The sequence below is a fragment of the Mammaliicoccus sp. I-M35 genome (assembly GCF_022386455.1).
GTDB lineage: Bacteria > Bacillota > Bacilli > Staphylococcales > Staphylococcaceae > Mammaliicoccus > Mammaliicoccus sciuri_A.
Genome location: NZ_JAJNIL010000002.1, coordinates 32,469 through 54,346, shown reverse-complemented (window position 1 = coordinate 54,346; position 21,878 = coordinate 32,469). Strand labels below are relative to the sequence as shown.

Annotated in this window: 21 protein-coding genes; 6 read left to right on the top strand and 15 right to left on the bottom strand. The window is 33.4% G+C overall.

What is annotated here, in order from left to right; translation table 11 throughout:
- Positions 1-13: 13 nt before the first annotated feature.
- Genes LQ679_RS02885 through LQ679_RS02875 form a run of 3 tightly spaced genes read right to left on the bottom strand, consistent with a single transcriptional unit; the run spans position 14 to position 1,742 of the window.
- Complete coding sequence (locus LQ679_RS02885; RefSeq protein ID WP_025904329.1) at positions 14-331, bottom strand: PTS sugar transporter subunit IIA; 318 nt, start codon at positions 329-331, stop codon at positions 14-16.
- A gap of 9 nt (positions 332-340) precedes the next feature.
- Positions 341-643 carry a PTS sugar transporter subunit IIB gene (locus LQ679_RS02880; protein ID WP_103361981.1) on the bottom strand — a complete coding sequence of 101 codons (303 nt, stop codon included), beginning with the start codon at positions 641-643 and terminating at the stop codon, positions 341-343.
- A 1-nt stretch (position 644) separates the two neighbouring features.
- A complete protein-coding gene (locus LQ679_RS02875) occupies positions 645-1,742 on the bottom strand; it encodes a DUF871 domain-containing protein (RefSeq protein ID WP_239762056.1) in 1,098 nt (365 codons plus the stop codon).
- A gap of 114 nt (positions 1,743-1,856) precedes the next feature.
- Between LQ679_RS02875 and LQ679_RS02870 the strand changes: the two genes are divergently transcribed.
- Positions 1,857-3,155: a PTS sugar transporter subunit IIC gene (locus LQ679_RS02870; protein WP_239762055.1), complete on the top strand. Its 1,299-nt coding sequence runs from the start codon at positions 1,857-1,859 to the stop codon at positions 3,153-3,155.
- 1,406 nt (positions 3,156-4,561) lie between these two features.
- Here LQ679_RS02870 and LQ679_RS02865 read toward each other — a convergent pair.
- Both LQ679_RS02865 and LQ679_RS02860 read right to left on the bottom strand, forming a co-directional pair.
- Complete coding sequence (locus LQ679_RS02865) at positions 4,562-5,044, bottom strand: DUF456 domain-containing protein (protein ID WP_025907349.1); 483 nt, start codon at positions 5,042-5,044, stop codon at positions 4,562-4,564.
- Between the two features lie 11 nt (positions 5,045-5,055).
- Positions 5,056-6,267, bottom strand: coding sequence for a sugar efflux transporter (locus LQ679_RS02860; protein ID WP_037589981.1), 1,212 nt, complete (start codon positions 6,265-6,267; stop codon positions 5,056-5,058).
- Positions 6,268-6,401: 134 nt separating this feature from the next.
- On the opposite strand from LQ679_RS02860, the gene LQ679_RS02855 reads away from it, so the two are divergent.
- On the top strand, positions 6,402-7,049 hold the full coding sequence (locus LQ679_RS02855) for an MOSC domain-containing protein (protein ID WP_239762054.1): 648 nt from the start codon (positions 6,402-6,404) through the stop codon (positions 7,047-7,049).
- Between the two features lie 57 nt (positions 7,050-7,106).
- Here LQ679_RS02855 and LQ679_RS02850 read toward each other — a convergent pair whose 3' ends face one another.
- Complete coding sequence (locus tag LQ679_RS02850; RefSeq protein ID WP_025907355.1) at positions 7,107-7,982, bottom strand: LysR family transcriptional regulator; 876 nt, start codon at positions 7,980-7,982, stop codon at positions 7,107-7,109.
- A 162-nt stretch (positions 7,983-8,144) separates the two neighbouring features.
- On the opposite strand from LQ679_RS02850, the gene LQ679_RS02845 reads away from it, so the two are divergent.
- The gene (locus LQ679_RS02845; protein ID WP_037589984.1) at positions 8,145-8,966 is read left to right on the top strand and encodes an undecaprenyl-diphosphate phosphatase; all 822 of its coding nucleotides are present in this window, start codon (positions 8,145-8,147) and stop codon (positions 8,964-8,966) included.
- 76 nt (positions 8,967-9,042) lie between these two features.
- Here the strand turns inward: LQ679_RS02845 and LQ679_RS02840 are convergent, their stop codons facing one another.
- The 3 genes from LQ679_RS02840 to LQ679_RS02830 form a co-directional block, all read right to left on the bottom strand.
- Entirely contained in the window at positions 9,043-9,582 is a 540-nt protein-coding gene (locus LQ679_RS02840) for a ribonuclease FAU-1 family protein (RefSeq protein ID WP_239762053.1), read from the bottom strand.
- A gap of 203 nt (positions 9,583-9,785) precedes the next feature.
- On the bottom strand, positions 9,786-11,678 hold the full coding sequence (locus LQ679_RS02835; RefSeq protein WP_239762052.1) for a DHA2 family efflux MFS transporter permease subunit: 1,893 nt from the start codon (positions 11,676-11,678) through the stop codon (positions 9,786-9,788).
- A gap of 12 nt (positions 11,679-11,690) precedes the next feature.
- Complete coding sequence (locus LQ679_RS02830; protein ID WP_037589989.1) at positions 11,691-12,338, bottom strand: HlyD family secretion protein; 648 nt, start codon at positions 12,336-12,338, stop codon at positions 11,691-11,693.
- 209 nt (positions 12,339-12,547) lie between these two features.
- Between LQ679_RS02830 and LQ679_RS02825 the strand changes: the two genes are divergently transcribed.
- Positions 12,548-13,099, top strand: a complete 552-nt coding sequence (locus LQ679_RS02825; RefSeq protein WP_025907366.1) for a TetR/AcrR family transcriptional regulator — start codon at positions 12,548-12,550, stop codon at positions 13,097-13,099.
- A 506-nt stretch (positions 13,100-13,605) separates the two neighbouring features.
- Here the strand turns inward: LQ679_RS02825 and LQ679_RS02820 are convergent.
- Positions 13,606-15,120 carry a phospholipase D family protein gene (locus LQ679_RS02820; RefSeq protein ID WP_204255761.1) on the bottom strand — a complete coding sequence of 505 codons (1,515 nt, stop codon included), beginning with the start codon at positions 15,118-15,120 and terminating at the stop codon, positions 13,606-13,608.
- 127 nt (positions 15,121-15,247) lie between these two features.
- On the opposite strand from LQ679_RS02820, the gene LQ679_RS02815 reads away from it, so the two are divergent.
- On the top strand, positions 15,248-16,357 hold the full coding sequence (locus tag LQ679_RS02815) for a 5-methyltetrahydropteroyltriglutamate--homocysteine S-methyltransferase (protein WP_239762051.1): 1,110 nt from the start codon (positions 15,248-15,250) through the stop codon (positions 16,355-16,357).
- A gap of 58 nt (positions 16,358-16,415) precedes the next feature.
- On the opposite strand, the gene LQ679_RS02810 is transcribed toward LQ679_RS02815, so the two are convergent.
- From LQ679_RS02810 to LQ679_RS02800, 3 genes are all read right to left on the bottom strand, one after another.
- Positions 16,416-16,895: a cupin domain-containing protein gene (locus LQ679_RS02810; protein WP_025907371.1), complete on the bottom strand. Its 480-nt coding sequence runs from the start codon at positions 16,893-16,895 to the stop codon at positions 16,416-16,418.
- A 12-nt stretch (positions 16,896-16,907) separates the two neighbouring features.
- A complete protein-coding gene (locus LQ679_RS02805) occupies positions 16,908-17,621 on the bottom strand; it encodes a YebC/PmpR family DNA-binding transcriptional regulator (protein WP_048541255.1) in 714 nt (237 codons plus the stop codon).
- 122 nt (positions 17,622-17,743) lie between these two features.
- Complete coding sequence (locus LQ679_RS02800) at positions 17,744-18,391, bottom strand: Bax inhibitor-1/YccA family protein (protein ID WP_037589997.1); 648 nt, start codon at positions 18,389-18,391, stop codon at positions 17,744-17,746.
- 316 nt (positions 18,392-18,707) lie between these two features.
- Here LQ679_RS02800 and LQ679_RS02795 point away from each other — a divergent pair, with 316 nt between their 5' ends.
- Positions 18,708-19,517 carry a LysM peptidoglycan-binding domain-containing protein gene (locus tag LQ679_RS02795; protein WP_191836093.1) on the top strand — a complete coding sequence of 270 codons (810 nt, stop codon included), beginning with the start codon at positions 18,708-18,710 and terminating at the stop codon, positions 19,515-19,517.
- A 544-nt stretch (positions 19,518-20,061) separates the two neighbouring features.
- Here LQ679_RS02795 and LQ679_RS02790 read toward each other — a convergent pair.
- Both LQ679_RS02790 and LQ679_RS02785 read right to left on the bottom strand, forming a co-directional pair.
- Entirely contained in the window at positions 20,062-21,060 is a 999-nt protein-coding gene (locus tag LQ679_RS02790; RefSeq protein WP_037590001.1) for an inorganic phosphate transporter, read from the bottom strand.
- A 13-nt stretch (positions 21,061-21,073) separates the two neighbouring features.
- Complete coding sequence (locus tag LQ679_RS02785) at positions 21,074-21,691, bottom strand: DUF47 domain-containing protein (protein WP_037590003.1); 618 nt, start codon at positions 21,689-21,691, stop codon at positions 21,074-21,076.
- Positions 21,692-21,878 lie beyond the last annotated feature (187 nt).

Below are 21,878 nucleotides of genomic sequence, written 5' to 3'. Positions count from 1 at the left end.
TATCTCCTTATTTTTATTGCTTTTTCACATAATTTTGATGTACATAAATCAGTTCTTTAGCCATTTCTTTAATGACTTCAGTAGAAATAAGTTGATCTTCAGCATGAGACAATAACAAATTTAAAGGAACCGGCTCACCTGAAGCTTCTGCTTGGATCAGATCCTTATGCACTTTATGTCCTTCAACTAAAAATTGATTGCCTTCAGAAACTAAGTTCTCAGCTGTTTCAAAATTGCCTTCTTTTGCTTCTTGAATTGCTTGCATATAATTACTTTTTGCCATTCCTACATTTGTAATAATTTGAAAAGCAATTTGTTCATATTTTTCCATATTCTCACCTTATTCCATTAAGCTTTCGGCATGTTTCAATACACCTTCTCCATCCATCATGCCATATTGTTGCATATCAATAACGTCTACTGGTACTTTACCATTCGCTACTTTTTCTACTTGTGCTTTTTGAAATCTTACTTGTGGTCCTAGTAGAATAACATCTACTTCATCAACTTTTGTTTCTGCTTCTGATAAGGCTAATGCCTCTACTTCGTATTCTTTACCTTCTTTATTTGCAGTATCTTGCATTTTTTTAACTAACATACTTGTAGACATACCCGCTGAGCAAACTAATAATATTTTTTTCATGTTAATCTTTCTCCTTTATATTAAATTTAAAATGTGCCCAAGGTTTTAAATAGTTGAGCAGTGGTAAATCATGTGGCTCAATTCTGCCAATCACATTGACTTTTCCAGTATTGAGCATCGGCTTTAATGCAATTTGTAATTCACCTTTATATTGACCATATTCTTCATTGTCTATTAATATGTCACCACGTTTAATGGCAACTGTATGATGTGCTGGAAATGATTCATTTTTATACTTCACACGACTTTGTGTTGAACGAATCATGTACTCACTCACATCACCTCTATAAAAATGAGGCTCTTCGATTGCAATTTTCTTCTCTAAGTCAGATATTTCATCAAATAATTTTGCATCAAATGTAATAGGTTCATTCTTCAAATGACTCAAAATCTCTAATTCCGCTTCTGAAGGGTAACAATTGCTGATAATGACATCATCTATCAACCCTGTAGCCCATAAATGTTGCGCTTGGGTTGTTACTGGCAAACCTCTATGATCTTCTAAAGTTGGCAAACCTTCTGTAACAGGCCACGGACCAAAGTCAGCTACTTTACTTGAAACGAATGCTGCAGTTCTTAACCCATATTTTTTGAATTTTTTACTACCTTCTAAAAAGAATGCCTCGGATATCCCTGCATATCGATGCGGATAAAAATTATGGCATCCTACTAAACAAGCGCGATTCGGCTCAAAATCCATTACATTATCAATATAATGATTCATCACACTCATATTCAGTTCAATCTTTATACCATAAGGATTATAAGTCATATCACTTGTTTCTTTCGCACCTACCCCTTCATCAAGTCTTATACCATCTACACCTAAATCATTGAAAAAAGATAAATCATTTGGTTCGATGCCGAGTACTTTGAATGTGCGAGGTGCCACATCTATAAAAATTTCAAAGTTTAAATTTTTAGCATAACGAATTGTTTTTTCAATGACTGGTAACAATGTCGCTTTATTTTCATCGGTAAGTTGCAATAAATTTGTAAATATTCTCGTAAAACCGTATTGATGGGCTTTTTCGATATATTGAATATCTTCATTTTCATTTGATTTTCCTGGATATAAAGAAATTCCTAACCGTTTCATCAAACTTCACTTCCATTCACAATATATTTCTTTTTTTATAATTTTGAATATTTTATCTATTTAGTTTATACTATAACAAAATTGAAGCGCTTACAAACGAAGGGGGATTTTTTTATGAATAACTTTGCGACATGGATAGAAGGCAAACTTTCAGGTCCAATGACCAAGCTTTCTAACCAGCGTCATTTACTCGCCATTCGTGACGGGGTTATTTCAGCACTTCCATTTATTATATTCGGCTCATTCTTCCTAATATTTGCGACACCACCGTTACCAGAGTCGTGGGCAATTACTCAGTGGGCAACAGAACACGTTGAGCAAATTTTAATTCCATATAGAATGACGATGTTTATCATGAGTTTATATATAGTGTTTGGTATAGGTTACAATCTCGCCAAATCCTATGACTTAGATCCATTGTCAGCAGCACAACTTTCCACTGCTGCATTCTTATTAACAATCGCACCAACTATGGATAAAAAATTAGGTTTCGTATTACCAATGACCAATTTAGGAGGTCACGGACTATTTGTTGCAATGTTTGTTGCGATATTCTCAGTAGAAATATATCGATTATGTAAAAATAAAAATATTACGATCAAGATGCCACCTCAAGTACCGCCATCAGTAAGTCGCTCATTTGAATCTTTAATCCCAGTAGTATTTGTACTCGGTGCAATGAGTATCATTACAGTAGTATTCCAACTTGATTTACATACACTCGTTGATAAAATCGTAGGTCCGCTTGTCTTTGCAGGTGATACATTGCCTGGTGTACTAGTACCTGTATTCTTAACAACTTTCTTCTGGGCATTTGGTATTCATGGTATGTCAATTGTCGGGACAATCGAGCGTCCACTATGGGAAGTTTATTTAGCTAAAAATGCAGAAGCACATGCTGCCGGAGAACCATTACCGCATATAGCACCAGAAACATTTTTCCAATGGTTTGTTTGGATAGGTGGCGCAGGTGCTACATTAGGACTTGTCATTTGTATATTATTGTTTGCAAAATCTCAGTTCTTAAAGAAATTCGGTAAAGCTGTATCAATACCGTCATTATTTAATATTAATGAACCAGTAATATTTGGATTACCAATTGTATTAAATCCAATCATGGTTATACCATTTATTATCATTCCATTAGTATTAACCGTCATAACCTACTTAGCAACATTATTTGGACTCGTAAATGCCACAAGCGTAATGGCACCGTGGACATTACCAGCTCCAATCGGTGCATATTTAGCAACAGGTGGCGATTGGCGAGCAATCGTACTCGTACTATTTAATATCGCCGTTTCAGTCATTATCTATTTTCCATTCTTCAAAATGTACGACCGTAAAATGGTCTTAGAAGAAAGCGGCGAATCAAAAGAACAAATCGAACAAGATATGAAAGAAGGCAAATAGTAAGAAAAGAGGAACCCTCAGGGACGCAGTTTCATTTGTCCCTGAGGTTTTTTATTGTGATATGTAGGGAATGTCTTGGCTTAAGTTAGGTATTAAGCCATGACTTGGACTATCTCTTGGCTTTATTCAGTAGTTAAGCTTTGACTTGGGCTATCTCTTGGCTTTATTCAGTAGTTAAGCTAAGACTTGGGACATCTCTTGGCTTTATTCGGGAGTTAAGCTATGACTTGGGACATCTCTTGGCTTAAGTTATACATTAAGCCATGACTTAGGCTATCTCTTGGCTTTATTCAGTAGTTAAGCTAAGACTTGGGGGATTTCTTGGCTTTATTCAGTAGTTAAGCTATGACTTAGGCTATCTCTTGGCTTAAGTTAGACGTTAAGCCATGACTTGGACGATCTCTTGGCTTTATTCAGTAGTTAAGCTATGACTTGCGGCATCTCTTGGCTTTATTCAGTAGTTAAGCTAAGACTTGGACTATCTCTTGGCTTAAGTTAGGCGTTAAGCCATGACTTGGACGATCTCTTGGCTTTATTCAGTAGTTAAGCTATGACTTGGATGATCTCTTGGCTTAAGTTAGGCGTTAAGCCATGACTTAAGTAATTTTTCAAGTAATCAAAAATGTTCATTTCTATATAATCATTTAATTTGAAAAGATGTGAGTTTACTATCTCTTTAACTCACATGTTTTGCGATCTCGTGTGTTTATTCCACATTTAACTCACATCTTGTGCAATCTCGTGAGTTTACTACCTCTTTAACTCACATGTTTTGCGATCTTGTGAGTTTAATACCTCTTTAACTCACATGTTTTGCGATCTCATGAGTTTATTCCATCTTTAACTCACATGTTTTGCGATCTCGTGTGTTTATTCCAACTTTAACTCACATCTTTTTCGATCTCGTGAGTTTAGTCCCTCTTTAACTCACATCTTTATCAATCTCGTGTGTTTACTGCCTCTTTAACTCACATGTTCACCAATCTCGTGAGTTTATTACCTCTTTAACTCACATCTTTACCAATCTTGTGAGTTTACTCCTCATTTAACTCACATCTTTTGCGATCTCGTGTGTTTACTGCCTCTTTAACTCACATCTTTTTCAATCTCGTGAGTTTACTGCCTCTTTAACTCACATGTTTTACGATCTCGTGAGTTTATTCCACATTTAACTCACATGTTTTTCAATCTCGTGAGTTTATTACTCCTTTAACTCACATCTTCTTCATTCTCGTGAGTTTACTATCTCTTTAACTCACATCTTTCGGCATCCATATCCAACACACCTTCTCCCCCATACCCAACTAACCTCCACACCTAAAATAAACCACCACTCCCCATACTCCTCATTCCAAATAAAAAAGCCTAGTACAGCTTATATTCTGTACCAGGCTTTCCCTACTATATTAAATAATAATATCTATAAAGAACCAGATAATCATGACTACCATAATCAATGCTTTTGCTATTGAGCTTGTTAAGAAACCAAGTAATGATCCTACGCTTGCATTTGTTGCAGCTGCGATATCACCTTTTTGAATGATTTCTGTTACAAATACTAATACAAATGGAACGATTATAATTCCAAATGGAGGAAATACGAAACAACCGATGATGACACCGACTGCTGCCATTGTTTCTCCTAATTTAGAACCTCCAAATTTCTTAACGAAATAACTATTCATAATGATATCTGATAATATCATAAATATTGTAAATACAATCATTACTACCCAAAATACCCAAGATAATTTGCTTGAATCAATTGCAAAGTGATAAATGAAATACCCTACCCATATAAATAATACGGATGGAATTATAGGTTTCACTAATCCTATAAATGCAATTACAAACATTAAGATAATTAATATCCAACTTATTGCTGTCATTTTTATATCTCCTAACTTACTTTAGTTTCGTTGTGTGTCGTATGTTCTACTGTGAATATAAGTAATACAAATGCTACTGCTATTGATAAACTTGAAACAAAGAATACATTTCCTAGTCCAACGAGATCACTCATAATACCACCTAATAAATTTCCACCTAACTGACCGATGACCATTGCATTGGCAAATAATGTTGATGCGTATCCTGGAAATTCTGGTAAAATATCTTGAAAATAACTAATACCTAAGCCTAGTAAAATAGCTAAGAAGAATGCTAATGCGAGTTGTCCTATCAACATTGCGACGAAACTATCAAACACCCCGATGCTAAAGTAATATCCGAATCCAAAAATAGATCCAACCATTAATAATGTTTTTGTTTTGAACTTACTTGCAATAATACCAAGTATAATCATAAACGGAACTTCTAAGCCCGCACATAAACTTGCTAAATAGCCGACATGTGATTCATTATCTTTAAGATATTCTGTTACATATAACGGCATATTCAACGTATACATCCACTGACCAACATGTAACAAAATGAATGCTAAGAAAGGTATTAATAATGTCGGTTCTTTTATTAAGTTTGGTGCTTTCTTTTCTGTAAAATTACCGATAGCATTTTTAATAACTTTCTTCGGCTCTTTATAAAATATAATTAATAATACTAAAACTGTTAAAAATAGTGCTACCGTTCCACCAAACAATCCATCATATCCAAAGGCACTTAACAATACTGTACCAATTAAAGGACCAAATAAAAATCCTAATGAAAATGTAGAACGTAGAACTGTATTAGCAAATATACTTCTATCTTTATAAGCTGATTCATTAATTGATTCACGTGCTGAGGCATACATTTGAGGCATTGCTGGTGCAGCTAAACCTTGGAACATTGCGTAAAGTGCAATGAACACCCAAATAGTATGTATGTAGAAATAAATGGAGAAACATAATGCACCCATAATAAGTGCGGTAATGATAAGATATTTACGATTAATTTTGCCACTATCTGAAAATCTAGCAACAATAGAGTTTACTGTAAATGATGCCCCTGCTGCAAGCGCCATTAACAAACCATATTGCCCTTTCGTCATGCCTAAGTGCTGTGTCGCATACAACACTAAAAATGGAACAGTAATCGCAACTGCCATACCAAGTAAACCCATATTTGCTGTAAAGAGTTTATAATTTTTTATTTGAAATAATTTCAAAAACATGAATTCACAACTTCCTATATTTTATTATATGCTTGTACTTTAAAGCTTATCCTCTGCTACGTCAATGCTTTATTGCTATAATTCACATTAACCGGTAAAATCATTATTAAATATTGTAAAAAGGAGTCATTCTAGTGAATTACAAAGTAGATTATATATCAGTCGGAAAAATTGCCAATATCACATTTAGCGATCAAAAATCAAAAAAGACTGCCATTTTCAAAGAACCTTTTAAAGATAAGATGTACTTAACACATACAGGCTTTGTTGAAGACGAACAGCAATACAAAGGACATGGTGGACCTGAAAAAGCACTCTGTTTTTACAGCAAAGATAATTACGCATATTGGGATGATATTATTGATTTGTTACCAAAGTATGCAATTTTCGGAGAGAATATAACCGTTTCAGGTTTAACAGAAGAAGATTTAAACATTGGTGACACTTACGAACTTGGTGAAGCGATCATTCAAGTTTCATGTCCAAGACAACCTTGCGCTACAATTGCACAACGATATGGCATTAAAGACTTAGTTAAACGAATGGCTGATAGTTATCGAACAGGCTGTTACTTCAGAGTATTAAAAGAAGGATATGTTTCACAGAATGACAATATGAGATTAATTGAACAAACTGAGCCAAAATTATCGATTTATGAATTGAACGAAACACGATTTAAAGATAGTAAGAATCTACAACGTATCGACAATATTTTAAATCATGACGCGATTAATGATGAAACTCGTGAAATATTTACGAAGTTAAGAAAGCGTCTGTCATAGCAATCGATATCAATATAACGAAAGCAGAAAAGAAATCCGTACAGATTTCTTTTCTGCTTATTTTTTACCTATTTCAAGCTGATTAATATAGTTCTTTAAGACTTCTATGAATGATTTCACTTGTGGTAATTGTAATACGTTATGTTCATAACATATATATGTAGACCTTGTCAGTGGTTTACGCATGACATTCAATTTCTTGATTTCAAATTTATCTGTATCGATATCACCTATAACGAGTTCAGGTAAGACTGTTACACCTACACCATTTAATAGTAATGCTTTACATGTAGCGATTTGATCGACTTTAATGAGTGCATGATATTCTTGTTGTAAGTAATCTGAATACCACTCTTCTATTTGTTTTAAGTAGATAGGTTCTGCTTGAAACTCGATCATTGGTAAAAGGTGTAGATCTTGTTTTCTATTTTTAGGATATATAAAGTAATGCTGTTCATTAAGTAAGAGATCATTTTGAACATTCATGACTTCATTTCCTCTTACGACCATGATATGAAAGTCATTCTGATATTGTTTAATATGTTCACTTGAACCGATTTGTAATTGTATATCCACATTAGGATATAAGTGCGTGTATTCTCCTAATACTTGCGGGAGAATGGTCTGTCCGATTAATGAAGATACACCTATTGAAATGCTACCATTTACTTCGCCTATTTTAGAACTGATTTTATCTAATAATAAACGTTCTTCTTTTAACATTTTTCGAGCGTGTTCAATTACAAGTGAACCTTCATTTGTTGTTATCAATTGCTTCTTTGTTCTTATAAAAATATCTATACCGAAAAAGTTTTCAATTGTTTTCAACCTTTGACTCACTGCCGGCTGAGATATATAGAGAATGTCTGCTGCTTTCCTTAATGTCTTTACGTCTTCTAATGTTACGAGTAACTTATAATCGTCTACTTTCAATTGACACACACTCCTTACTTTCATTATATTATAACACGATTTGCCTACACGACCACGCCTACAACTTTAGACCGAAATATAAATTTTTTTATTTCATAAATTGAAAGTCAATTCATAATTCGTTATAGTTGACCATGTACATTAAATAGGAAGGATCATATCATGCTTATTATCGAAATTATTAAATATGTTTTTCTTGGGTTACTTCAAGGTATAACTGAACCAATTCCGGTTTCTTCAAGTGGACACCTTGTGATGGCACAAGAATTTTTAGGATTACATACGGACGGTTTAACATTTGAAATTGTTGTGAATACCGCTTCATTAATTGCCGTGCTTATCTTATTTAGAAAAGATATTATCACGCTTATTGTTGATACACTTAAATATATTAAAGGTGACCGTACCGAATCGATTAAGAAAAATTTCCAACTTGCGATGTACTTAGTCATTGCAACGATTCCTGCAGGTGTTCTAGGTATAATCTTTAAAGATATTATCGGGGATACTAAAAGTGTGATTATGGTAGGTATCATGCTTATCGTCACTGGTATCGCATTGTGGTTTATTAAGAATAAACGTGGTCAAAAACTTGAAAAAGATTTGTCACTTAAAGACGCTATTATCGTCGGTCTATTTCAAGCAGTTGCGTTAGTACCAGGACTAAGTAGAAGTGGTGCAACGATTGTTGGTGCATTAGGTGTAGGTATGAACCAAAAAACAGCATTTAAATTCTCATTCTTACTATATATTCCAGTAAGTCTAGGTACAGCTTTACTTGGTATTAAAGATATTGTTGAAACACCACCCGATACATCATTAATGATTTCATATGTATTTGCATTTATTGCATCTCTTGTAGCAAGTTATTTCTCGCTTAAATGGTTACAAGGCATTATGGAACGTGGTCAATTAGGTATCTTTAGTAAATATTGTTTCATCGTAGGTCCATTAGCAATCATACTTGCATTAATCTTCTTATAATAAAAAAACGGGGAATTCCAACTTTAAAGGGATTCCTCGTTTTTATATAGAAATATGCCATAACATTGTAGTTAAATCACTTCGCATTCATAATTTCGTGAAAACAATATCTGATTTTCTTTTCAATTCCTTTGAAATCCGTCTCTAATTTAAACATAATTTCATGAGCTGTAACATATGCCTTATGGAATTGGGCTTTGGATATTTTCTTCTCTTTGAGCATTCTTTCTAAATCATCTTCATCAACAAGTTCATATTCACCCGACTTCGGTATCACTAATACATCAAGACATAAATCTAATGTTCTAGCATTGCCAAGTTGTGTGATATTCCTCAAATTCACATCAAAATAGTATTGTACTGGTTTATTCTGTTTATCGTACATTACAGTGATACTATATGGCTTCTTTTCAGGTAAGATTTGCATCCACTTATATCCATTATCCGCAACTGTAATTTCCCTGCCGACCACATTTACTTGTAAAGGCTCTTTTACTTGTACCATTGTTACTAATCCAATTAGCCCTTTAAAATGATTGGTGTCCAATACAACTTCTTTATATTCGCGATTAAGGAGACGTCGCCAATGACGTTTGTCAATATACTTAACTTTCATAAGTTACCAACTCCTTTTTTACATTATATAAAAAACCATGTCTAATTCAAAGCATTCAATATAGAATTTCATAAATTAAATTACTATTCTAAAAAAACACTACAAGAAACTTCACTGTTTCTTGTAGTGTTTAAACAATTAAACATTAATATATAATTTAAAAATACAAAATGAATTTATATTTTTATATCTAGGAGTTCTTACTATTCTTTTGATAAATAATGAGATTTACCTTTTAAGAATAAACTTAAAATTAAAGCAATCACACTGAATAATGTTGCAATCCAGAATGCATCGTTAATACCTTGAACTGTTGCAAGTTTATTGAAGTAAGTAAATAGTGCAGTTGTACCTGCTTCTTGACCGCCAACAGAATCTGATAAAGCTTTAATTTGTTCTTGGATCATAGGATTTGTTGAATCCATATTATCTGACATATTTGCCAAATGTGATGTCGTATTTTGAGTCATTACTGTAACAAGAATGGCAGTACCGATTGACCCTGCTAATTGTCTTACCGTATTACTAATTGCATTACCATGCGGAATTAATCGTTGTGGTAATGAATTCATACCTGCTGTCATAATTGGCATCATGATAAAACTCATACCAAATGAACGGACAATATAAATAACAAGTATTGTTGTATATGGTGTATCCATATTTAACTGTGTCAATTCCCAAGTAGCAAATGTCATAATTGTTAAACCAATTAAAGCGAGTGGTTTAATACCAAATGAGTCTAACATTTTACCAGCTATAGGACCCATGAAGCCCATTATAAGTGAACCTGGTAATAGTAATAACCCTGAATCTAGTGGTGTGAAACCACGTAAATTCTGTAGATAGATTGGTAATAAGATCATACCACCGAATAAACTCATTGTTACGATAACATTAATGATCGTAGTCAATGTAAAGCCTGAATATTTTAATGCTGACATATCAAGCATTGGATTTTTCATTCTCACTTCACGAATAACAAATAATGCTGTGAAGATTACACCGATAATCAATGATAATGAAACTGTTAATGAAGTCCAACCATCGTTACCCGCTTCACTAAATCCATAAAGCAATAATCCAAATCCTAAAGTACTATAGATAATACCTTGAACGTCTGGTTTTGGATTAGAAGTTTTTTGATAAATTCTAAACCAGAAGAAACTAATAAATATTGCAACTAAACCAATTGCAAACATACCATAGAACATGACATTCCAATGATAGTTTTGTACGATCCAACCTGATAAGGTCGGTCCGATTGCTGGTGCTAAAATAAATGCAATACCTAAAGTACCCATTGCCGCACCACGTTTTTCTGGTGGGAATATTGTCATAAATACATTTGAACCTAATGGCATTAACACACCTGCACCAACTGCTTGGATAACACGACCTGTCATCATCATTGGGAAGTTAAATGATAAAGCACATATAATTGATCCAACTGTAAACAACGTCATTGCTATAAGAAATAGTCTTCTGTATGAATATTTACTTATTAGAAATGCACTGATTGGTATTAAGATACCATTCACTAACATAAATCCTGTCATTAACCATTGTCCTGTAGATGCTGAAATACTGAACTCATTGTTAATAACCGGTAAAGCAACATTTAATAATGTTTGGTTTAAAATAGCTATAAACATACCAAACATCATCGCAACTAAAATTTTGTTTCTTGAAATACCTTTGCCATATACGAAATTGACATGATTTTTTTTAATTTGTTCATTAATTGGTTCGTCTTCATTTAATTCCATACCACGATCAGATAATTCAGTATGCTCATGTGATTCATCTGATTCTTTATCATGATCTTCAGAATACATTTTGTTAGAAGTTGTTTCGTTCATCTCTGAGTTAGATGACTTATGTTCAGCTTCCATTTTTTCAATATGTGAATGTTCTGGTTGATGATTGATATTATCATCTTTTGATTTCAATTGTGTTTCTTTGTTCTCTGTTGTTTCTTCAGTTACTTGCTTAGAAACTGATTTACTTTTTTTGCGTTTTAAAACAAATGCATTAATTCCAATCCATAATAGGATTGCTACAATTATATAAGCCACCGTAAAGGTTGATGTCATAATACACCCTCCTTAATTCTTGTGGATTCGAACTTCAACATTCATTCCTGGAACAACATTTGTTGATGGCTTAGAATCAAATGTGATTTTCACTGGAACAACTTGTGTCACCTTTGTATAGTTTCCATTACTATTTGATGAAGGCATCAATGAGAAACTTGATGCAGTTGCTAATCCAACTTGAGACACTTTACCTTTAACACTAGCTTCTTGTCCGTCGATATACACGTCAACAGCTTGTCCTTTTTCAACATCTTCTACATCTGTATCGTCAATGTTTGCTGTTACATATAAATCATCAAAGTTATATGCATATGCAATTGGTGATCCAGCTTGAACTAAACTGTTTTCTGTTGCAGAAGTTTTTACGATTGTACTTTTAGATGGTGCTTTAATGTCCATTTCTTGAGACTGTCCATCTTCACCTTTACCAGCTACTTCTCCGATTTTGTCGCCTTTGTCATAAGTTTTACCTTCTTTAGCGTCGAAGCTTGTTAAGTTACCTGATACTGGGCTAGCAATTTTGATTTGCTCACCGTCAACTTTTGCATTTTCTGTTTTTACATAATCTGTTGCTTCACTATAATAATGGAATCCTACTAGGCCGATAGCCACTAAAATTATTATAGTGATAACATTTACAAGCACTATTTTTTTCATTACTTTATTTCCTCCAAATTTCAATGATTTATTCATTATACGGCTCTGGAATCATGATTTAAACCAACAAATTAAATAAGTTTGTCGGGTTAAGATGGCGGAAAAATCAGATAATTATTCATAATATCTACATATTTAAATGGTATATGAATGTATCTTTGAACGGCTTTTTGTTAAAATATTAGGTATGTATTTATTCGAGGTGACCTATGAAAAAACATGCGAGACAACTAATCATAAGTAATATGGTTTACTTATTAGAACATTATCATTTTGATGAAATCACAATAAAAATGTTATGTGCAGAATGTGGTATCAATCGTTCAACATTTTACGCACATTTTAAAGATAAATATGAAACGTATGAAGAAATCAAACAATTTCATATGACGAACTATGAAACATTAATGGATAATATAGAACAATCTATCCTTGAAAACCCTGATAAAAGAAGAAAGTATGTTAAACAGTACTTTACAAATGTCTTTTATTACATATCAAGACATCAGAGATTTTTCACAAGCGTCTTCGTTGTCCATCCAGAAAAAGAACTCATCATCAGCTTTATCAAACTCATTAAACTAAGATTTGAAAAATTGATTACACGAATAGGTACACTTCAAGACGTCAATTTCTTCCTAGACTATACAGTCGGTGGACAAATCGCTACCATTTATAGTTGGTTGAAAAACGGCTGTGTAGAAAAACCAGAAAAAATGGCAGATATTATGTATCGGAATATTATTAAAATCAATAGATAAGGCACGATATCTCTCTGTCTTCGTGCGGTACACCCTTATTTTGTGCCCTAGCGCACGATATCTCCGAGTCTTCGTGCGTTATACCCTTGTTTTGTACCCTAGCGCACGATATCTCTCAGTCTTCGTGCGTTATACCCTTATTTTGTGCCCTAGCGCACGATATCTCCGAGTCTTCGTGCGTTATACCCTTATTTTGTACCCTAGCGCACGATATCTCCGAGTCTTCGTGCGTTATACCCTTATTTTGTGCTCTAGCGCACGATATCTCTCAGTCTTCGTTCGTTATACCCTTATTTTGTGCCCTAGCGCACGATATCTCTCAGTCTTCGTGCGGTACACCCTTATTTTGTGCCCTAGCGCACGATATCTCCGAGTCTTCGTGCGGTATACCCTTATTTTGTGCCCTAGCGCACGATATCTCCGAGTCTTCGTGCGTTACTCCCTAATATTCAGTCTCATCCAAAAAAGACATTCACCTTCACGATGAATGTCTTTTTTATATACTGTTAAAAGCTTGATAAACCTGTACTTTCTTGAATTCTATATAATACTTTTTTCCAAAGTGCTTCGTCTTTGAATTCATCATATTGTGCAGTCATATCGTGTTCACTATTATTCCAAGATTGTTTAAAGTTATTGGATAATTTTTTAAAGGCTGCATCATTTTGTTTACCTTTAATGATAATATCTGATTCTAAATTATAGTCTCCAATGTTTCTTCTTGTTAAATTGGATGAACCTAATATCATTGTGGCACGATTGTTTTCATTTTGCTCAAACAACATATATTTAGAATGATATTGTTCGCCATTTGAACGAGCCCATCTTACTTTAATGCTTCCTTTTGAGCGATTGATTAATTCACTCGCAACTGGTTTATTCGGAACGCCTGGCTTTTCTTTACCAAATGCTTCTTTATTAATATCAAGTATAAGTTTGATATCTACATTTCTTTTAGAAGCTTTAATCAATTCGTCAATCACATCTCTGTCTGAAAGATAAAACATACCTATTGAAATATGGTCTTTAGATTGTGCTTTTTTAATATTTTGAATGACTTGATCTTTAATTTTACCTTCAGTCGCTAATTGCACACTATACTTGGCGTTATCATTCCAGCTATTGTTTTTAATTTTGAAATCACTTGGTGAGTATCGACCCCCACTCATATTCGCAACTGCAATTTCTGATTTAATAATTGCATTTTGGATTGGACCTGATACTCTGACACCAACATTTTGATGATAGCCACTTGGATCATGTGGATTACTAGATAAGATCATGCCATGTTTTTCTGTAACTAAAGTCTTTCTATGATTTGCTTTCATATTTAAAATATTTAAATAACCTCTAACTGTAACGTCTGGTGCTTCAGGGCTTAATGGATTACTTAACTTACCATTTTCACTATTACCAAACCATTGGAAAAATGTTCGATACATACCTGAATAAATCGGGTTAGAATCTCTTAATTCATTAAGATTTGTATAGTAGACGTCTATATTATTGGCTTTTAGATCCTTAATATTGTCTGGCGTGTATGAACCGTAGAATGAATTAAGTGGGTCTGTAATCACAATAATTCTCATATCTGGGTTTTCTTTTTTCTTATCAATTAATGATTGTGTAAGACGTTGAGATATTTTTGGATAAGTCTTGTCTCCCGTTTGATAATGATTAAATAAGAACATATCCATAATAATAAAATCATCCGCTTCTTTAATCGTCTCATTTACTTTATCAAATATTTCTTGATTGTACTGCATCTTATTCCCGTTTTTATAAGTGACATCTGTTAATAGTTCCACATGGTCTGTCATTGTTTCTGAACTCACTTTTGAAACGCCATGTGGTAAAGGTTTAAACACATGATAAATACTCATAGCTATTACAATTCCAATAATCAATAAAAGGAATCCATAAATATATTTCTTTTTATTTTTACGCTTTGATTTATCATTTTTCTTTTTTCTTTTTACAGACTGACTTTTCTTTTTGATATTTTTCTTTTTATTAGCCAAGTGTTTAATCCCCTCCTTTTTATTTATTATATCAAAACTAAATTGACATCGATGTATTACTTTGGTATTTTTAATTAATATTGAATTTTTCAGAATTTTTAGAGTATATAAACAGGAGTGAAGTAAATTGACAGAACAATTAAGACCTTTCCGTGCCGACCATGTAGGTAGTTTACTAAGAACTGAGCCTTTAAAGAAAGCTCGTCAACAATTTTCAGAAGGTACGATTACACAAGAAGATTTAAAGAAAGTTGAAGATCAAGAAATCGATAAGATTATTGAAAAACAATTAGAAGTCGGATTGAAAAGTATTACTGACGGTGAATTCAGACGTTCTTATTGGCACTTTGATTTCTTAGAAAATTTAACAGGTGTAGAAGATTATGAACCAGAAATTGGTTTAACATTTAATGGCGTAGAGACTAAAAAACATGACGTAAGAGTTGTAGGAAAAGTCCAATACAACCCAGATCATCCTCACTTCGCACATTTTGATTATTTACATAAGCAAGTAAACGGAAGAGCTGTAAGTAAAGTATCTATACCGAGCCCAAACCAGTTATTCCATCCAAACATATTAAACCATGAAATCTATCCAGATATTTATGAATATGCGAAAGATGTTTCAGAAGCTTATCGTCAATCTATTCTTAAATTCTATGAATTAGGTTGTCGCTATTTACAAATTGACGATGTATATTGGGCTGGATTAGCAGCAACAAAACAATTAATTAAAAATAGAGAGCGTTCTGAAGAAGAAAAAGCAGAAGCTATCAAACTAGCAGCAAAAGTTGTCAATGATGCATTAGCTGATTTACCAGAAGACTTATTGATTACAACTCATATTTGTCGTGGTAACTATCAATCATCATGGGCAATTACGGGTGGTTATGAACCAATTGCGAAAGAACTATTCACTGAAAAGCTACAAGGTTTCTTCTTAGAATACGATGACAATCGTTCAGGAGACTTTGAACCATTAAGACACTTTGATAGAAACGATGCATATGTTGTATTAGGTTTATTCACATCAAAAACTGGTGAACTTGAAGACAAACAAAATATTCTTGATCGTTTAGACGAAGCAACAAAATACGTTTCGAAAGATCAACTATGCTTAAGTCCTCAATGTGGTTTCGCTTCAACAGAAGAAGGTAACATCTTATCTGAAGATGAGCAATGGCGTAAATTATCTTATGTCATCGAAACTGCTAAAGAAGTATACGGAGAACTATAATTCCGCAAAAAAATCCCAATCCGCTTCATTCGGATTGGGATTTTTTTTATATTAAACTTTAAATTGTTTCGAAAGCATATTTTTCAATTACTTCTTGATGCTGTGGATACTGTTCGATTAATTGAGCCTGCGTAAACAGTTCGAATTTTTCAAACTGGAATCCTGGTGCACACATACATCCTACAAGTGCATAGTCATTGTCACCTTCAACAGTTGAAGCAAATATCACGCCTTTTGGTACGAGCGCTTGTAATACATCTCCCTCTTCAACATTTGGACCGACTTTAACTTTTTCATAATGTCCATCCGGATAAATCATATGCACAGTCAATGTTTGTCCTGCATGATAATACCATACCTCATCAGATTCTATTCTATGAAAATGCGAAATATTATTTTTTTCTAATAGAAAATAAATACTTGTATATAACGCGTTGCCATCATTTAAAGCATGTTCTGATTTAATCGTTTCATGATAGAAACCACCTTCAGGATGTGGTATTAAATTGAGTGCGCTTATCCATTTCTCTTTATTCATCTAAACACTCCATTACAAGTCAACATTGTGGAATACTTGTTGCACGTCTTCTAAATCCTCAATTGCATCGACTAATTTTTCAAACGTTTGTAAATCTTCTTCTGATAATGTTACTTCTGATTGAGCTAACATTGAAAGTTCAGCTACATCAAAATCTTCTACGCCATTTGCTTTAAGCACATTTTGAACTTGTGCAAATTGATCTGGTTCTGCGTATACAATTGTTAAATCTTCTTCTTCGATAACATCTCTCACATCTAAATCTTCTTCTAATAATAGTTCGAAAACTTCATCAGCAGATTTACCTTTAAATGCGAATACAGCTGTATGGTTGAACATGTAAGCAACTGAGCCTGATACACCCATATTACCGCCATTTTTACCGAATGCTGCACGTACATCACTTGCTGTACGGTTTACGTTGTTTGTTAATGCATCAACAATTAGCATTGAACCACTTGGACCGAAACCTTCATATCTTAATTCATCAAAGTTCTCTTCTGATCCGCCTTTAGCTTTTTCAATTGCTCTATCTATAATATGTTTAGGAACAGAATAAGTTTTAGCTTTTTCTAATACAAATTTAAGATTTTGGTTTGATTCTGGATCAGGTTCACCTGATTTAGCAGCTACATATATTTCTCTACCAAATTTAGCATAGATTCTACTTGTATTTTTGTCTTTTTGGGCTTTTTTATCCTTAATATTATTCCATTTACGTCCCATATTTCCATCTCTCTTTCAAGTGAGTTATTTAACATACTTATTATACAATAATGATTACATCTGGCAAAGTTTACAAATCAAAAAATGTCTGAGACACGATGATTGCCTCAGACTTGTTATGTTTAATCTTTTAAAATACTTGCGAGTCTTAAAATGTGCATGATGATGTTGAGTAAATTAATAAACAAATTAAAGCCCATCTCTCTAGGAGAGAAGTTCCCTAGTTTCATACGGTTAAAATCATACACAGTGTAAAGTAGAAACAGTCCAATACCTATAACAGATAACACTGTATGGAAAATAGGATTATGGATGAATATACCTAATAAACTTGCGAAGATTAACGCGATTAATGTTACAAATAAATATTTTCCTAAACCTGAGGCATCATCAATCATAAAGTAACCGAGTATACCAAAAGCAGCAAATGCACCAATTGCTAAGGCAATATTGCCATAAAACGCTTGTGTACCTAATGTGCCTAAATAATACATAAAGGCCGTATATGAAATCACACCGATAAAGAATGCATATATATTTGAAATTAAACCGCCAAATTTTCTAGACGATTTTACAAATAATGAAATCATAATGAGTACAAACAATCCTATTGTAATTGGTAAATGTAATGCAGGTGGTACGAATTGACCTACATATGTCCCAACGCCAAAGATTACCCAATAATATAAGAAGTATAGCCATGTTTTTCTAATGGCTGAACCATGAGTATCTGTATGTTGATAAGATGCATATTGGTTATCATAATTCATCTTTAATCATTCCTTTTTATAACGTAATACCAACATTTTACATGCTATTTCTCTATATATCAAACGTCATGTCTTCTATAATTTGTAACATTCATCATACATACATAAATTACCATATTCCATATAGATACGCTCACAACGGTTTTAGCGCACTTCAATCAATGTAAAAAAGCAAATATTAATTATTGTGTTTTTATTACAAAGTGATTACATCAGGTACATACAATATTATTTTTGTTACCATTACGTGTATAGAAGAAAGTTCATTTTAGTATTCTGTTTTTATATATTATATATACCTAAGGAGGATAAGCCTTTGAAAAAATTTGCATTCGCAGTAACAGCTGTTTCTGGTGTTGCAGCTATAGCAGCTCATAACGACGCCGAAGCTTCAACTCAACATACTGTAAAAAATGGTGAATCTTTATGGATGATTGCAGACCAATATGGTGTATCTGTTAATCAACTGAAATCAAGTAACAATATTTCAGGAAATATGATTTTCCCAGGGCAAGTCATTACTGTAAACGGAAGTAGTTCAACGGGAGGAAGCGGTTCTCAAGAAACAGCAACTTCAGGATCTACATACACAGTTAAAAGCGGTGACTCATTAGCAGTAATCGCACAACAAAATGGTGTTACAGTTGACCAACTAATGAAATCAAATAATTTACAAGGTTATATTATCTATCCTGGTCAAACTTTAAAAATTGCTGGTGGAAGCGGTAGTGATACTACAACTACTCCTTCAAATAACACACAACCTACTCAAACAGGTGGCAATCAATCATTCAATGACCAAAACTTATATGACTGGGGTCAATGTACATATTACGTATTTGATCGCAGAGCACAAGCTGGTAGTTCAATCAGCACATACTGGGGAGATGCTAAATATTGGGCAGGCGCAGCACAAGCTGACGGTTTCCGAGTAGACGGTACCCCTGAAGTAGGTTCAATTATGCAAACTACAGCTGGACAATATGGTCACGTATCATATGTAGAATCTATTAACGCAGACGGAAGTCTATTAATTTCAGAAATGAACTATAATACGCCTCCAGGTGTTAAAGATTACAGAACAGTCCCAGCATCACAAGTATATAACTATTCATATATTCATTAATAAAAAAACCAGTTCAGAAGACGAACTGGTTTTTTCTATGCAGAAAATTAGTGTGTGGAAGTTTTTATTATCTGGGCGCTAACTTCCATTATTTCGAATTCTGGTAATTAGAACGCTGTAACTTCCATTATTCTGAATTGTGGTAATTAGAGTGCGCTAACTATCATTATTCTGAATTCTGGTAATTAGAGAGCTGTAACTTCCACTATTCGGAATTCAGGTAATTAGAATGCTGTAACTTCCATTATTCTGAATTCTGGTAATTAGATGGGCACTCATTTAGAGACATTTCTTGGAATTCTGTCTCTAACAACCTCTCTTACGGACATTTCTCGGAATTCTGTCCCTAACACCCACTCTTACGGACATTTCTCGGAATTCTGTCTCTAACAACCTCTCTTACGGACATTTCTCAGAATTCTGTCCCTAACTCAGAATATCTCCCCACTAAAATTCACCTATCATTATATTTCTCCTAACCTTCTCAATTTTTCCCATACAAAAAAACATCCAACGTTAATGAGTTGGATGTTTTGATGATTGATTATACGAATAAAGCACAAATATGATAAATGATGAAAGAAAGGATAATTGATACTGGTAAAGTTATAATCCAAGTAATAATCATTCTTTGTGCTGTTGTCCATTTAACACCTTTAACACGTTGTGATGAACCTACACCTAAAATAGATGAAGATACTACGTGTGTTGTTGATACTGGTAAGTGAATGAATGTAGCACCGAAAATAACGAATGCTGATGATAAGTCAGCTGCTACACCGTTAGCTGGACGGATTTTCATAATGTTTCCACCAACTGTTTTGATAATTTTCCATCCACCTACTGCAGTTCCAAGACCCATTGCAGTAGCACAACTTATTTTAACCCATAATTCAATATCTGTTGTAGATTGCATATTAGCTGAAATAAGTGCCATTGTAATGATACCCATTGCTTTTTGAGCATCGTTTGTACCGTGTGAGAATGCTTGTAAAGCTGCTGTACCAATTTGGATAAATCTAAAGTTTCTATTTGTTCTTGTTAAATTATTATTTTTAAATACGACTTTGAAAATAGAATATACAATGAAACCAACGATAAACGCTAAAATTGGAGATGCAATTAAAGCTAATATAATTTTTGAAAATCCTTGGTAATGTAATATTCCAAATCCTGCAGAAGCAATAGCTGCACCTGCAATTGACCCTATTAATGCATGTGAAGATGAACTTGGAATCCCGAAATACCAAGTAATAAGATTCCACGCTATAGCAGAAATCAATGCTGCTAAAATAACGACTGAACCATTTTCTAACTTAAACGGATCGACAATATCTTTAGCAATTGTTTGTGCTACACCTGTTGCCATTAATGCCCCGACAAAGTTCATAACCGCTGCTAAAATAATTGCATGTCGTGGTTTAAGTGCTTTTGTAGATACTGCTGTAGCGATTGCATTGGCTGTATCATGGAAACCATTAATAAAGTCAAAAAGTAACGCACACACAACAATAGCTACGGTAATAATGAGTAAACTATCCATTTTTTAAAACTCCTTAGCTATTTTTCATAATAATTTGTTCTAATTTGTTTGCTACTAATTGACATTTATCTGCTACATCTTCAAGAGATTCATAAATATCTTTAATTTTTATTAATGTTACTGGATCTGTTTCACTGTTGAAAATATATTTAATTGATTGTCTTAAAATACCATCACAATTCGTTTCATATTCTTTAATGTTGATAGAATGTACACGAATGTGTGAGAATTTCTTCTCAGCTACTAACGTTACAGCGATTTCAATTTCTTTAATTGCTGCTTGTATATTTTTCACGAATTCTGCCATGTATTCATCTGAATAACTGATAGAGTACATTTCAAACATTGCTGAAGTTTCTTCCATTTCATCTAATACATCATCTAATGCATCACATAATTCTAAAATGTCTTCTCTTTCAATTGGTGTAATGAAAGTTTGATTTAAATCAGTAATCATTTGGTGCATAAGATCATCACCATTAGACTCATAGGCTTTAATTTTATCTGAATAAGCTTTTAAGTCGAAATCTGAATCAAAATCCATTTCTCCAAATTCAACTGATGCGCGACTTAAATTCTCAGCTATAGCTTCTAACTGAATACCAAACTTATCCTTCTTCTTATTAAACATTAGTAATCCTCCCAAAATTTACATCATAATTTATGTAATTACTCTTTCATTGTACTCTTTCAAAATGAATTCGACCACAGTTTATTAATTTATTTTTGAAAATTTATCTTGTCTGTAAACTTTTCGTAAACACAAAGTTCACATTGGTATTTTATAACACAAAAAAAGGCTAATGACAAGCACTAGC

Excerpts from the sequence above, each read along its gene's own strand:
- LQ679_RS02885 (WP_025904329.1), bottom strand. The coding sequence starts at position 331 with ATGGAAAAATATGAACAAATTGCTTTTCAAATTATTACAAATGTAGGA.
- LQ679_RS02880 (WP_103361981.1), bottom strand. The coding sequence starts at position 643 with ATGAAAAAAATATTATTAGTTTGCTCAGCGGGTATGTCTACAAGTATG.
- LQ679_RS02875 (WP_239762056.1), bottom strand. The coding sequence starts at position 1,742 with ATGAAACGGTTAGGAATTTCTTTATATCCAGGAAAATCAAATGAAAAT.
- LQ679_RS02870 (WP_239762055.1), top strand. The coding sequence starts at position 1,857 with ATGAATAACTTTGCGACATGGATAGAAGGCAAACTTTCAGGTCCAATG.
- LQ679_RS02865 (WP_025907349.1), bottom strand. The coding sequence starts at position 5,044 with ATGACAGCAATAAGTTGGATATTAATTATCTTAATGTTTGTAATTGCA.
- LQ679_RS02860 (WP_037589981.1), bottom strand. The coding sequence starts at position 6,267 with ATGTTTTTGAAATTATTTCAAATAAAAAATTATAAACTCTTTACAGCA.
- LQ679_RS02845 (WP_037589984.1), top strand. The coding sequence starts at position 8,145 with ATGCTTATTATCGAAATTATTAAATATGTTTTTCTTGGGTTACTTCAA.
- LQ679_RS02840 (WP_239762053.1), bottom strand. The coding sequence starts at position 9,582 with ATGAAAGTTAAGTATATTGACAAACGTCATTGGCGACGTCTCCTTAAT.
- LQ679_RS02835 (WP_239762052.1), bottom strand. The coding sequence starts at position 11,678 with ATGACATCAACCTTTACGGTGGCTTATATAATTGTAGCAATCCTATTA.
- LQ679_RS02830 (WP_037589989.1), bottom strand. The coding sequence starts at position 12,338 with ATGAAAAAAATAGTGCTTGTAAATGTTATCACTATAATAATTTTAGTG.
- LQ679_RS02825 (WP_025907366.1), top strand. The coding sequence starts at position 12,548 with ATGAAAAAACATGCGAGACAACTAATCATAAGTAATATGGTTTACTTA.
- LQ679_RS02810 (WP_025907371.1), bottom strand. The coding sequence starts at position 16,895 with ATGAATAAAGAGAAATGGATAAGCGCACTCAATTTAATACCACATCCT.
- LQ679_RS02805 (WP_048541255.1), bottom strand. The coding sequence starts at position 17,621 with ATGGGACGTAAATGGAATAATATTAAGGATAAAAAAGCCCAAAAAGAC.
- LQ679_RS02800 (WP_037589997.1), bottom strand. The coding sequence starts at position 18,391 with ATGAATTATGATAACCAATATGCATCTTATCAACATACAGATACTCAT.
- LQ679_RS02790 (WP_037590001.1), bottom strand. The coding sequence starts at position 21,060 with ATGGATAGTTTACTCATTATTACCGTAGCTATTGTTGTGTGTGCGTTA.
- LQ679_RS02785 (WP_037590003.1), bottom strand. The coding sequence starts at position 21,691 with ATGTTTAATAAGAAGAAGGATAAGTTTGGTATTCAGTTAGAAGCTATA.